The organism is Gordonia sp. (in: high G+C Gram-positive bacteria) (genome assembly GCF_020438995.1).
Taxonomy (GTDB): Bacteria; Actinomycetota; Actinomycetes; order Mycobacteriales; family Mycobacteriaceae; genus Gordonia.
Map to the genome: position 1 here is coordinate 1 of NZ_JAGQTN010000194.1, position 12,037 is coordinate 12,037.

Annotated in this window: 11 protein-coding genes; 6 read left to right on the top strand and 5 right to left on the bottom strand. The window is 65.4% G+C overall.

All coding sequences use genetic code 11. The features are described from left to right. Positions 1-3,472, bottom strand: a 3,472-nt coding sequence (gene hrpA, locus KDB67_RS14275) for an ATP-dependent RNA helicase HrpA (RefSeq protein ID WP_291016814.1), incomplete at its 3' end; no start/stop codon positions are given. A 66-nt stretch (positions 3,473-3,538) separates the two neighbouring features. Here hrpA and KDB67_RS14280 point away from each other — a divergent pair. From KDB67_RS14280 to KDB67_RS14295, 4 genes are all read left to right on the top strand, one after another. After that, a complete protein-coding gene (locus KDB67_RS14280) occupies positions 3,539-4,768 on the top strand; it encodes an aminotransferase class III-fold pyridoxal phosphate-dependent enzyme (protein WP_291016817.1) in 1,230 nt (409 codons plus the stop codon). A gap of 73 nt (positions 4,769-4,841) precedes the next feature. Then, positions 4,842-5,174 carry a helix-turn-helix transcriptional regulator gene (locus tag KDB67_RS14285; RefSeq protein WP_291016820.1) on the top strand — a complete coding sequence of 111 codons (333 nt, stop codon included), beginning with the start codon at positions 4,842-4,844 and terminating at the stop codon, positions 5,172-5,174. After that, on the top strand, positions 5,171-5,992 hold the full coding sequence (locus tag KDB67_RS14290) for an ImmA/IrrE family metallo-endopeptidase (protein ID WP_291016823.1): 822 nt from the start codon (positions 5,171-5,173) through the stop codon (positions 5,990-5,992). The genes KDB67_RS14285 and KDB67_RS14290 overlap by 4 nt, the downstream gene beginning before the upstream one ends. A 14-nt stretch (positions 5,993-6,006) precedes the next feature. Then, entirely contained in the window at positions 6,007-6,327 is a 321-nt protein-coding gene (locus KDB67_RS14295) for a hypothetical protein (protein WP_291016825.1), read from the top strand. A 44-nt stretch (positions 6,328-6,371) separates the two neighbouring features. On the opposite strand, the gene KDB67_RS14300 is transcribed toward KDB67_RS14295, so the two are convergent. Continuing rightward, a complete protein-coding gene (locus KDB67_RS14300; RefSeq protein ID WP_291016827.1) occupies positions 6,372-7,340 on the bottom strand; it encodes an alpha/beta hydrolase in 969 nt (322 codons plus the stop codon). Positions 7,341-7,409: 69 nt separating this feature from the next. Here KDB67_RS14300 and KDB67_RS14305 point away from each other — a divergent pair, with 69 nt between their 5' ends. Beyond that, positions 7,410-8,027: a helix-turn-helix domain-containing protein gene (locus KDB67_RS14305; RefSeq protein ID WP_291016829.1), complete on the top strand. Its 618-nt coding sequence runs from the start codon at positions 7,410-7,412 to the stop codon at positions 8,025-8,027. Positions 8,028-8,261: 234 nt separating this feature from the next. Here KDB67_RS14305 and KDB67_RS14310 read toward each other — a convergent pair whose 3' ends face one another. Continuing rightward, the gene (locus KDB67_RS14310) at positions 8,262-8,789 is read right to left on the bottom strand and encodes a carboxymuconolactone decarboxylase family protein (RefSeq protein WP_291016831.1); all 528 of its coding nucleotides are present in this window, start codon (positions 8,787-8,789) and stop codon (positions 8,262-8,264) included. Positions 8,790-8,841: 52 nt separating this feature from the next. Beyond that, entirely contained in the window at positions 8,842-9,429 is a 588-nt protein-coding gene (locus KDB67_RS14315; RefSeq protein WP_291016834.1) for a peroxiredoxin, read from the bottom strand. 135 nt (positions 9,430-9,564) lie between these two features. Between KDB67_RS14315 and KDB67_RS14320 the strand changes: the two genes are divergently transcribed. Next, on the top strand, positions 9,565-10,521 hold the full coding sequence (locus tag KDB67_RS14320) for a hydrogen peroxide-inducible genes activator (RefSeq protein ID WP_291016837.1): 957 nt from the start codon (positions 9,565-9,567) through the stop codon (positions 10,519-10,521). Between the two features lie 16 nt (positions 10,522-10,537). On the opposite strand, the gene KDB67_RS14325 is transcribed toward KDB67_RS14320, so the two are convergent. Next, the coding region (locus tag KDB67_RS14325; RefSeq protein ID WP_291016840.1) for a DUF3516 domain-containing protein at positions 10,538-12,037 on the bottom strand (1,500 nt) is incomplete at its 5' end.

The window sequence follows — 12,037 nt, forward strand, 5'->3', positions numbered from 1 at the left end:
CGGCAACGGCGTCACGGATCGCGCGGAAGGTGCAGTCGGCGACCATCCGGTCGCGATCGCGGTAGGGGCTCTGGCTCAGACTCAACTTGCCCAGCGGATCGAGGCCCGCTGTGATCTTCGGTGTGAGTGCCGGAATCCTGTGGTCGAGCATCGCCGCCACCGCCACCGGCAGGTGTCGGTCACGTTCGGCGGCAGAGGTGGCGGCGGTGACCTGAACGGCGAAGCGAGAACCCGCCGGGACGGTGAGTAGGGCAGGGTAGCGGGTGACTCTCTGGCCGGCGATGGTCGTGGTGATCGAGTCGGACAGCGTGCCGATTCCGTCGGCTGTCCAGTCGGTGAAGGTGGGTGCCTTCTCCGTGCGGGAGCCGGAGCCCGGCGTTACCTTCTTGCGGAGTTCCGGCAGTGATCGCCCGGAGGCCACTTCTTGCCCGGATCCGTCGACCACGCTGAAGTTCATGACCAGGTGTTTGGGCAGTGCAGCCGGTGTGAAGTCGGAGGCGGCGATCGACGATCCGGTGATCACCGACAGTTCCCGCGCCAAACCTGCTACGAGCGGTTCCGAACGTGGCTTCAGGCGTGAGAGGGCGAGGTCAGCGAACCTGCTCGCCGGTGCCATGGTCTTGCGTACCTGCTTGGGAAGGGTCTTGATCAGCTCGGTGGCCACATCGCTGCGCAGGCCAGGCACGAGCCAGTCGAAGCCGGCGGGTCGCACGTGGGCCAGGAGCGGTTCGGGGATCACCACGGTCACACCGTCGTCGTCGGCCGTCGGGTCGAACCGGTACCGCAGTTCCAGCGTCGCCTCACCCTGCCGCCATGCTGGTGGAAAATCCTTGTCGGCGTTGGGAACTGTGGTGGCGAACTGGGTCGGGTCAAGGTCGAGCAGTGCAGGTTCGGTGCGGCGGGTCTTCTTCCACCAGGTGTCGAAATGCCGGGTGGATACACAGTCGGCGCCGACCCTGGTGTCGTAGAAGTCGAACAGCTGATCCTCGGTGATCGAGATGTCGCGGCGCCGAATGCGTTGCTCGATGTCATCGACGGCGTCGAGCAGGTCGCGGTTCTTCTGGAAGAACTCGTGCGTGTTGGTCCATTCGCCGTCGACGAGTGCGTGGCGGATGAACAGTTCCCGCGAGACGACCGGGTCGATGGTGCCGTAGTCGACGCGGCGGCGGGCCACCAGCGTCACTCCATACAGCGTCACCTTCTCGTAGGCCATCGCCGCACCCCGGCGCTGCGACCAGTGGGGCTCGCTATAGGTGCGTTTGACCAGATCCCCGGCCAGGCGCTCGGCCCACAGTGGATCGACCGCCGCGACTGTATGCGCGAAAAGTCTTGAGGTTTCCAGGATTTCGGCCGCCATGAGGAACGCCGGCGGCTTCTTGGCCAGTGCCGACCCGGGAAAGATCGCCAGCGTCGTGCCGCGGGCGCCCGAATACTCGCGGGTGTCGCCGTTGCGGGCGGCGATGTTGCCGAGCAGACCCGACAGTACCGACCGGTGCACGGCGTCGGGATCGACCTCGACCTCGGGTATCTGCCAGTCCAGGTCGCGCACGATGCGGGTGAGTTGGGCATGGAGGTCACGCCATTCGCGGATACGCAGGAAGTGCAGGAACTCGCGTTCGCACATGCGGCGGAACTGGTTGCCCGACAGTTCCTTTCGTTGCTCGTTGAGGTACTTCCAGAGCATGAGATGGCCGAGGAACTCCGACTTGTCGGCGACGAACCGCCGGTGCGCGGTGTCTGCGGCCTCGCGCGCGTCGACGGGACGCTCACGTACATCGGGAACCGACAGCGCCGCGGCGATCACAAGAACATGGTCGAGGCAGCCGAGGGTGCGGGCCTCCACCAGCATCCGGGCCAGGCGGGGGTCGACGGGCAGTCGCGCCATCGTGCGGCCCACGTCGGTGAGTTGCGGTCCACGCGATCGCGGCCGCCGATCGTCGGAGTCCTTCGCTGTCTCGATGGACGTTTCGCTGATCGCCCCCAACTCGAGCAACGTGCCCAGGCCATCACGGATCGCCCGCGGATCGGGGGCCTGCACGAAGGGGAACTCGGCGACGTCGCCGAGACGTAGCGAGGCCATCTGCAAGATCACCGCGGCAAGGTTGGTGCGCAGGATCTCCGGGTCGGTGAACCCGTCGCGGGAATCGAAATCCTCCTCGCTGTAGAGACGAATGCAGACACCGGGCGCCACACGGCCACACCGGCCGGCGCGTTGTCGCGCACTGGCCTGCGAAACCGGTTCGACGGGAAGACGATTCACCTTGGTGCGGGTCGAATAGCGCGAGATGCGGGCGGTACCGACGTCGATGACGTACCTGATGCCGGGCACGGTCAGCGAGGTTTCGGCGACGTTGGTGGCCAGCACGATCCGCCGGCCGTCGGAGGGGGAGAACACCTTCTGCTGGTCGGCTATCGACAGGCGCGCGAACAGCGGCACGATCTCGGCCCCGCCGGCAGCCCGCCGTTTGAGTGCCTCTGCGGTGTCGCGGATGTCGCGTTCGGTGGGCAGGAAAACGAGGATGTCGCCGCGCTCGTGGGCCCACAGTTCGGTGATCGCGGCGTCGATGCCCTGGATCTGGTCGAGGTCGGCGTGATCGTGTTCGGAGTCGGGTGCATCACGCGAAGTGAGTGGCCGATACCAGACCTCGACCGGGTACGTGCGTCCGGATACTTCGATGATGGGTACGTCGGGATTGCCGGGAACCGCGAAATGCTGTGCGAACCGGCCGGGTTCGATGGTCGCCGAGGTGATGATCACCTTCAGATCCCGGCGGCGCGGCAGCAATTGCTTGAGATAGCCGAGGATGAAGTCGATATTGAGGCTGCGCTCGTGCGCCTCGTCGATGATGAGGGTGTCGTAGGCACGCAGCATCGGGTCGGTGGAGATCTCGCGCAGCAGGATGCCGTCGGTCATCACCTTGACCAGGGTGTTTGCGCCCGAACGGTCGGTGAAGCGCACCGAATAGCCGACGGCGTCGCCGATCTGGGTACCGGTCTCGTCGGCGATACGTTTGGCCACGGAACTGGCGGCGATGCGCCGGGGCTGGGTGTGCCCGATGGTGCCGCGAATCCCGCGGCCGGCCTCCAGACAGATCTTGGGCAACTGTGTGGTCTTGCCCGAACCTGTTTCGCCTGCCACCACAATCACCTGGTGTGCTTGGAGGGCGGCGGCGATCTCCTCACGTGCCGCGCTGACAGGTAGCTCCGCCGGATAGTCGAGTCGTGGCATGCGTGCGCGGCGGGTCTCGACGCGGCCCTTGGCACCGGTGATGTCTGCCGCGATCGATTCGAGCGCTTGGGTTTTCGGGGCGCGTCCGAGCTTGTCGAGCCGTCGGCGGAACCGGAACTCATCGGCGATCGTCAGCTCCGGCAACTGCTGCCGGAGCGCGGTGACGGTGAGGGTGGCGTCCGGTGCATCTGCGGGTGAGATCGACGGTGCGGGACCGGATGAGGGATTCGAGGGTGCCGACATGATGTGTTCAGGATAGTGGGGGGACCCAGATCGCAGCGCGATCACGCACCGGGCATGATGTCTGCCATGGTTGATTCGCTGTGGCATGGCTTTGCCGACATGGGTTCCGTCGTCGCGAACGGACGGTTCGTGGTTGCCCGGGGTGAGGGCACCCGGATCTGGGATACCAACGGCAACGAGTACCTCGATGCGACGGCGGGTCTGTGGTTCACCAACGTCGGGCACGGCCGCACCGAGGTGGCACAGGCCGTCGCCGACCAGCTGACCAAGGTGGCGCACTACTCGGGTTTCGGCGACACGACCGCCGACATCACCGTCGAACTCGCCGACCGGCTCGGCGATATCGCGCCGGTGCCCGGCAGCAAGGTGTTCTTCACCTCCGGCGGCAGCGACTCGGTCGACTCGGCCGCCAAACTGGCCCGCCGCTATTGGCACGAGATGGGCAAACCCGAGAAGAACATCATCGTCGGACGCACCAAGGCCTACCACGGCATGCACGTGGCGGGCACCGCATTGGCAGGCATCCCGCTCAACCGCGAGGGCTACGGCGAACTCATGCCCGACGCTGAAACCGTCGACTGGGACAACGCGAAAAGCCTGCTCGGCCTTATCGAACGACTCGGCGCCGACCGGATCGCCGCGTTCTTCTGCGAACCGATCATCGGGGCCGGCGGCATCTACCTGCCGCCGGACGGCTACCTCGACGAGGTGCGCCAGATCTGCCGCGACAACGACGTCCTGTTCGTCGCCGACGAAGTGGTCACCGGATTCGGCCGCATCGGCGGATCCTGGTTCGCCTCGTCGCGACTGAACCTCGAACCGGACATGATGACCACTGCCAAGGGCTTGACCTCCGGATATGTGCCGATGGGTGCGGTGTTCATCGCACCGAAGGTCGCCGAACCGTTCTTCTCCGGCGGCGTGTGGTGGCGCCACGGCTACACCTACGGCGGTCACGCCGGTGCCGCGGCGGCATCGATGGCGGTCCTGGACATCACCGAACGCGAGAACCTGCTCGACGAGGCGCTGCGCCTGGAAGGCGACCTGGCCACCGCACTGTCACCACTGGCCGACCTCGACACCGTCTCCGAGGTGCGCACCGGCCTGGGTGCGGTCACCGCGATCCAGCTCGCCGACCCCGCCGAGGGGCCGGCGATGCTCGGCCGGATGCGCGCCCAGGGGGTCAGCGGCCGCGTCGCCGGCCAGGGCGCCTTGCAGATCTCGCCGTCATTCGTCATGACCACCGCCGAGGTCACCGAACTCGCCGACCGCCTCGAAGCGGCTCTCACGTTCTGAGGGATTGCCTCGTGTCGTAGTCCGGCGCTACCCTGAATCAGGTTAGAGAAACTGATTCAGGAGGTGATTTGTGATGGCGATTGAGGTCAGTGCGGCGATCGAGAGTGCACGGACTGCTGCGGGACTCTCCCAGCGTGCATTGGCTGACCGCACCGGGATCTCGCAGTCGACGCTGAATCGGATCCTGAGCGGTGACCGTCCGGCGAAGATGACCGAGATCATCGAGATCGCCGATGCCGTCGGCTGCACCGTCCCTCAGCTCACGGGCAATACAGTAGCCGATCGTGTGCTGTGCGCGGCACGGGCCTCGGACGGAGCGAGCATGGCAACGATGCGTCAGCGTCTGCTTCACTTCCTGGAGCTCGACGCGTATCTCGATGATCAAGGTATCCCCGCGGTGCGATGACGGGTTCTGAGCAGCAGGCGAGGGTTGCGGCCGGTGAGTTCCGACGCATGCATCGATTGGGTCTGCAACCGCTGGGTGACCTTGTTGCGTTGATCGAGCAGACCACCGGGTACGAGGTTGCTGTTCTTGATGCGGATTACGGCGAGCATGGGCTGACGATGCGTGATCCAGTGCGCGACGCGACGTTCATCGGGGTCGCACGGAGTCGGACCCCGATGCGGCAACGTAGTACTCTCGCGCACGAGTTGGGCCACTTGGTATTCGGCGACTGTGATCATGGGGTCGAGTTCGCCAAGCGCTCGCCGGAGGAGATCAGGGCCGATGCTTTTGCCCGTCACCTGCTGGTCCCCGTTGAGGGCGTGACCGAGTTCCTCGGGCAGCGCGATGGCGCCGGCATGACGGATCTGGCGGCGGTGGTGCAACGGTTCTTGGTGTCTCCGGCGATCGCGGCCATCGCGATGCGCGACGCCGGTTACGTCAGTGGTTCGACCGTGAAGGAGTGGAAGCCGATCACTACGGGCCACCTCGCGACTCTGTACGGCTGGAGCGACTACTACGAATCACTGTGCGACAACTCCAACCGACTCCGCTCACCTCAGTCGCTCGTCGCACGTGCCGTCAATGGCTACGCGGCAGGGGTGGTGTCGGCGCAGGTGATCGCGACTTTGCGTGAGGTTGATGTGGACGTGGTTCTCAACGAACTCCGGGAGGCTGGAATCGTGCCTGCCATACGTCAACCGGTTGATATGAGCGCAGACGACCTACCGGACGTTGAGATCGATCTCAGTGACTTGGAGGATGGTGACTCGTTGCCGTGAGCCACCGGCCCATCATGGATGCAGGACCAGGACTCAACTTCTTCTCCGTCAACAAGGAGTGGCTGCTGTTCGGCACACTCGGACAGCTGTGTGTGCCGGAGTACGTTGAGACCGAGATCCTCCGCAAGGCGGACAAGGATGAGCGCTTTGCTGCTGCTGAGCGGGGGCGCATAGATCTGATCAGCACGCTCACCGTCTTGGAGAAGGCCGCGGGTCGCCAGTATCTTCCCGACAGGCAATCGATGCGGGAGTTGTACGGGCGACTCCGCAAACTCGATGACGGACTCAAACCACTGTCAACGACCGGCCTGATGGAACTGCCGTGCTGGCACTGATCGGCCCGTCAGGTGACGACTGACGGCCGACGCGTCGAGAACGATCACGGCGTGTCGTCCGTGGCCGCCGCCTCGCGGCGTTCGGTCATGAGTTGTTCAACCAGGCTCTCACCCGAGAGCTGCGACCGAAGGAGCGACTTGGGGGTGGTGTCAGCAGGATCCGATCGATGGCTGATGGCCACGACCTCATCGGCTACTTGGCCGGGCTGGTCGAGAGCGACGAACGTGCGTGCGCGGGGGACTTCTATGAAATGGGCGTCGGGGAATACCTCGGCGAATGTGCGGCCATGAGACGGGGTGAAGCAGCGGTCGTCGGCACCCCACACCATCGTGACCGGCCTGGTCACCCGGTGCATTCGTGGCGTGACGGTGGCCAGGTCCGCGGGATCGATGTGGCGCAAGAACGTGGTCAGATCGTCGCGGATGCGTGCGCTCTCGCGGATCGGATCGAAGACCGAATCGGAGAAATCGGCGTCGATGTCGTTGGCGAGCAGACCCACACCGAGCGGGGAATGCCGAATCGGCTTCACTCGCATCAGTTGGCCGGCGGCGCGCAGTACCGGCTTACGCTGCAGGAGAGTGAACAGCAGCTTGAACGGTTGCGGCGGAAACAGGTCGAAGGCGTCGCAGTTGGTGAAGACGATGCGCGCGACGAACTCGGGATCGGCGTCGAGTGCGTACTGGGTGATCGCGCCGCCGGTGTCGTTACACACCAGTGTCGCGTCTGCGAGGCCGAGCGTGGCGACGAACTCGCGGAGCAGGGTGGCCGCGCCCCGGGGACTGCGGTCGGCGTCGCCACCGTCCGGACGTGTCCACGCGATGCGGTGCGACCCCAGCGGCAGAGTGGGCAGGTAGCAGCGGTAACCATTGCCGGCCAGCCGGTCGGCGACCGCGGCCCAGAGTCGGTGGTCCACGAGAACGCCGTGGACGAAGACGATTGGTGGATGTGCGGAGTTCGTGGGCCCCACGACGTGGTAGTCGATGGTTGCGGATGGGAGTGCGAGTGTCGGCATGACTGTCCTCCGGTTACGCTGATCGGCGTTACTTACAAACACTTGGTATGAAAGTTACGTACAGGCTGTATGAATGTCAATCGTCGAACTCAGGCGGAACGGACGGCCGCGACCCGTGCCGCCCTCGTCGCCGCGGGCAGGGAACTCTTCGGTGAACTCGGTTTCGCAGCGGTGGGAACGCAGGCCATCGTCGAACGTGCGGGTGTGACCCGCGGTGCTCTCTATCACCAGTTCGACGGCAAGCGCGGGTTGTTCGCCGCGGTCTACGACGACGTCGAACGAGATGTCACCGCGGACATCGCATCCGCGGTCGGTGAACTCGCGATGCGGGACCCGGTTGCCGCGCTGCGCTCCGGCGCGCAGCGATTCCTCCAGTTGATCACCGCACCCGAGATCCACCGGATCACCTTGGTCGACGCGCCGGCGGTCCTTGGATGGGCGCAATGGCGTGCCCGGGGCGAAGAGTTCGGATTCGCCCTGGTGGAGGGACTGCTACAGGCGGCGATATCCGTCGGCCAGATCGCCGACCAACCCACTCGGCCGATGGCGCACGTCGCGATCGGCGCCCTCGACGAGGCCGCCCTCTATGTCGCAGCCGCCGACGACCGGGAGAAGGCGACCGCCGAGGTGACGCGCGTTCTGGATCAGTTGATCGATGGTTTCACCGTCGCCCGCGACAAGACCTAGCGGTAGTCAGCCGAGGTGGGAACGGAAATGCTCGCATAGGGCGGCGAAGTGCGCTTCGGCGGCATCGTGCTGACCAGCATAGTCGTCCTCAGTGCTGGTTCGAGTGGGTTTCCGTGGTGAACTTACGCGCGTTGACGTTGCGCTGCACAGCTATTCGCGCTGTGCGGTTCTGTCCGGGAAATGCGACAGACCGGGCACCGCGTGTGCGGTACCCGGTCTGTGCTGGGAACTGTCTCAGGCGAGGACTTCGCTCGCCGTGATGGCCTGGGCGACGCCCGCGACGGTCGAGGCGACCTTGACGGCCTCCCATACCTGCTCTTTGGTGAGGCCGGCCTTGCGGACGACGTCGGCGTGGGCGGCGGTGCAGTCGTGGCAGCCGTTGATGGTGGACACGGCCAGGCTCCACAGCTCGAAGTCGACCTTGTCGACGCCCGGGTTGCCGATGATGTTCATCCGCAGACCCATCCGGACCTGGGCGTAGTCGTCGCCGAGGAAGCTTTTGGCCCGGTAGGCGACGTTGTTCATGCCCATGATCGAGGCGGCGCCGAGTGCGGCGTTGAACGCCTCAGCCGACAGGGTGTCGCCGGCTTCTTCGGAGATCTCACGCAGAACGGTGGCCGATTTGGTGGCGGCCGCGGCGGCGAGGAAGGTGCCCCACAGCTGCTGTTCGTTGAGTTCGGTCGACCGGGCCAGGGACCCGAGGTTCAGCTTGAGGTCCTTGGCGTACTCGGGGAGTGCTGCCTTCAGATTGTCGATGCTCATGTTGGGCGCCCTTGCCTTTCGGTCGCTCTGGGAGAGTGGGGAGATCGGTGGATCAGACGCCGGCGGTGAGGAGTTCGCCGGCGTTGATGGTGGGATCGCCCTTCTTCCAGTTGCAGGCGCACAGTTCGTCGGACTGCAGGGCGTCGAGCACACGCAGCACCTCGTCGACGTTGCGGCCCACCGAACCGGCGGTGACCGAGACGAACTGGATCTCGTTGTTGGGGTCGACGATGAAGGTGGCGCGGTCGGCCACACCGTCGGCATTGAGGACACCGGTGGCCTCGGCGAGTTCGCGCTTGAGGTCGCTGAGCATCGGGAAGGGGAGGGTCTTGAGGTCCTCGTGCTGGGCGCGCCACTGGAAGTGGACGAACTCGTTGTCGACGGAGGCGCCGAGCACCTGGGCGTCGCGGTCTTCGAACTCGTCGTTGAGCTTGCCGAATGCGGCGATCTCGGTGGGGCACACGAAGGTGAAGTCCTTGGGCCAGAAGAAGATGATCCGCCACTTGCCGTCGAAGTCGTCCGAGGTGATCTGGGTGAAGTAGTCGTCGGGCTGCTGTGCGTCCACCTTGCTCAGGTCACCACCGATCACTGCGGTGAGGTTGTACGCGGGGAACTGATCGCCGATGGTCAGCAGAGCCATTGTCATTCACTCCTACTCGGATTGGTACGGCCGTTGCGGTATCCGGGGCCGATTTGTTATTTCACAAGTACGAAATATATTCTGCCGCAGTCCTGGTGAAAGTGAAAGTTGATGAGTTAGCTTAGATTGATAGGTATGACCGATAGGACTTATCAGCCTTCCGTCAATGGCCTGCGTACGTTCGTGGCGCTGGCCCGACATCGCCATTTCGGTGCCGCCGCAACCGAGTTGGGTGTGACACAACCCACGTTGTCGCAGTCCCTGTCGGTGCTGGAATCGGGCCTGGGATGCCGTCTTATCGAACGAACCACTCGCCGAGTGCTGGTCACGCCGGAAGGGGAGGCGCTGCTGCCCAAGGCGATCGCGGCACTGGACGCCGTCGACGAGTTCGTGGCCGCGGCCGACCGTAACCACGACCCGCTGACCGGCGTCGTCCGTCTGGGGGTCATTCCCACGGTTGCGCCCTACATCCTGCCGACGGTCCTGACCGGCCTGGCGACCGAACTCCCCGAGCTACGGCCGCAGCTCGTCGAGGACCAGACCGCACGGTTGGTGGCCGCGTTGCGTGACGGAACGCTCGACGTCGCAGTGCTGGCGTTGCCCGAGGATCAGCCGGGGCTGACCGAGATCCCCATGTATGCAGAGGATTTCGTTCTCGCCCTGCCTGCGGATCACCCGATGAGTGGGCGCAGCCGCGTCAGCCCGCGGATTCTCGCAGACCTGCCGCTACTGCTTCTCGACGAGGGGCACTGCCTGCGCGATCAGGCGCTGGAGGTGTGTCGTCTGGCCGGCGTCGACGCCGAGGAAAGCCGCACCCGCGCGGCTTCGCTGGCCACCGCGGTGCACTGTGTCGCGGGTGGACTGGGCGTGACGCTCATCCCTCGCACGTCCGTCGCCTCGGAGACCGCATCGGGACGGCTGGCCACCGTTGAGTTCACCAGGCCGCGTCCGGGAAGGCGGATCGGACTCGTCTGCCGCTCATCGGCCGGCCGTGATGTCGCCTACCGCAGGCTCGCCGGGATCATCGCCGATCTGGTGATTGCTGGCGGGGCAGCCCGTCGAGACGGCGAATCATCTTCTGCAACAAGTTGATCAACCATCCGCAGGGTCACTCACCCGAGTGGGATGTGAGCGCTTCCCACTCGTCGACCAAGCTGGAGTCGACGTCGCGCACCATGGCGCCGACCTCCTCGGTGAGCGCGACGATCTCGTCGGTCATCACCGAGTTGGGCAGCCCCGTACGCAGCACCCGGTAGCAGTCCGACAGGTATCGCAGTACCACGCCCTCGCTGCGCGCCAACCCGTACGCGGAGATGAGTTCGGTGAAAGTCATTGCCCGCTCACGCATTTCCCGTAGCACGGACTTGGGGGAGGGCTGATAGGACGCGATCCACGGGTGCCCCTGCCGGTACACGCCGTAGGCGAATGCGATCTCCTCGGCCAGCGGCGTCGGCCACGAGATCTCCTCCAGCCGCGCCATCCGCTCCTCGTACTCGACGCCGTCAGCCTTCATCCCGGCGATCGCCACATCGCGAGCCGCCTTGCGTTGGGCGAGCAGTAACGGACGCGGATCGTCGAGGGTGGATTCCAGGATCGACACCACATCCAGGGTGTAGGTCGACGAATCGGGATCGAGAAGCTCGAACGCGGCCAGCGCGAACGCCGACAGCGGATTGGTGAGGGCGAAGTTCTCGGGCACGTCGACGCTGAGGGCGACGTTCTTGCCGTCGGCATCGGGTTCGTCGAGCTGAACCACGATCCCGGCGTCGCGTAGACCGCGATACAGGGCGATGGTGTGCAGGATGAGCTTGCGCTGGCGGGGCCGCGGCTCGTGGTTCTCCTCCAGCAGATGCCGGAGCGCGGCGAAGCAGTCACCGGGACGGCTCAGCACCTCCATCAGCATCGCCGTCGTCATCCGGAAGTGTGAGCGCAGCGGCTCGTCCGGGGCATCGACCAGCGTGAGGAATGTCTTCTCACCCCAGGAGACGAAACCCTCCGGCGGCTTCTTGCGCACCACCTTGCGCAGCTTCTTGGGATCGTCGCCGGCCTTGGCAACCGCTCGGATGTTTTCGATGTCGTGGTCGGGGGCCTGGGCCACCACATAGCCGACCGTGTCGAAACCAGCGCGCCCGGCGCGGCCGGCGATCTGATGGAACTCGCGGGCCCGCAGCCGCCGCACCCGCGTGCCGTCGTACTTGCTGAGCGCGGCCAGCAGCACGGTCCGGATGGGGACGTTGATTCCGACGCCGAGCGTGTCGGTGCCGGCGACCACCTTCAGCAGGCCCTGCTGGGCCAGCCGTTCCACCAGCCGGCGATAGCGCGGCAGCATGCCCGCATGGTGCACGCCGATACCGGCCCGCAGCAGCTTCGACAGGGTGGCGCCGAAACCCGTATGGAACCGGAAATCACCGATGGCCTCGGCGATCGCCGCCTTCTCGGCCTTGTCGCAGATCTTGGCCGACAGCAGTGCCTGCGCCCGCTCCACTGCCTGCGCCTGGGTGAAATGGACGACGTACACCGGCGCCCGGCCCCGGGAAATGAGATCTTCGATAGTCTCGTGGACAGGAGTCACCGCATAGGTGAACTCCAGCGGCACCGGACGCACCGC

Bases quoted from the DNA above. Each gene is read 5' to 3' on its own strand.
- KDB67_RS14280 (WP_291016817.1), top strand. From the start codon at position 3,539: ATGGTTGATTCGCTGTGGCATGGCTTTGCCGACATGGGTTCCGTCGTC.
- KDB67_RS14285 (WP_291016820.1), top strand. From the start codon at position 4,842: ATGGCGATTGAGGTCAGTGCGGCGATCGAGAGTGCACGGACTGCTGCG.
- KDB67_RS14290 (WP_291016823.1), top strand. From the start codon at position 5,171: ATGACGGGTTCTGAGCAGCAGGCGAGGGTTGCGGCCGGTGAGTTCCGA.
- KDB67_RS14295 (WP_291016825.1), top strand. From the start codon at position 6,007: ATGGATGCAGGACCAGGACTCAACTTCTTCTCCGTCAACAAGGAGTGG.
- KDB67_RS14300 (WP_291016827.1), bottom strand. From the start codon at position 7,340: ATGCCGACACTCGCACTCCCATCCGCAACCATCGACTACCACGTCGTG.
- KDB67_RS14305 (WP_291016829.1), top strand. From the start codon at position 7,410: ATGAATGTCAATCGTCGAACTCAGGCGGAACGGACGGCCGCGACCCGT.
- KDB67_RS14310 (WP_291016831.1), bottom strand. From the start codon at position 8,789: ATGAGCATCGACAATCTGAAGGCAGCACTCCCCGAGTACGCCAAGGAC.
- KDB67_RS14315 (WP_291016834.1), bottom strand. From the start codon at position 9,429: ATGGCTCTGCTGACCATCGGCGATCAGTTCCCCGCGTACAACCTCACC.
- KDB67_RS14320 (WP_291016837.1), top strand. From the start codon at position 9,565: ATGACCGATAGGACTTATCAGCCTTCCGTCAATGGCCTGCGTACGTTC.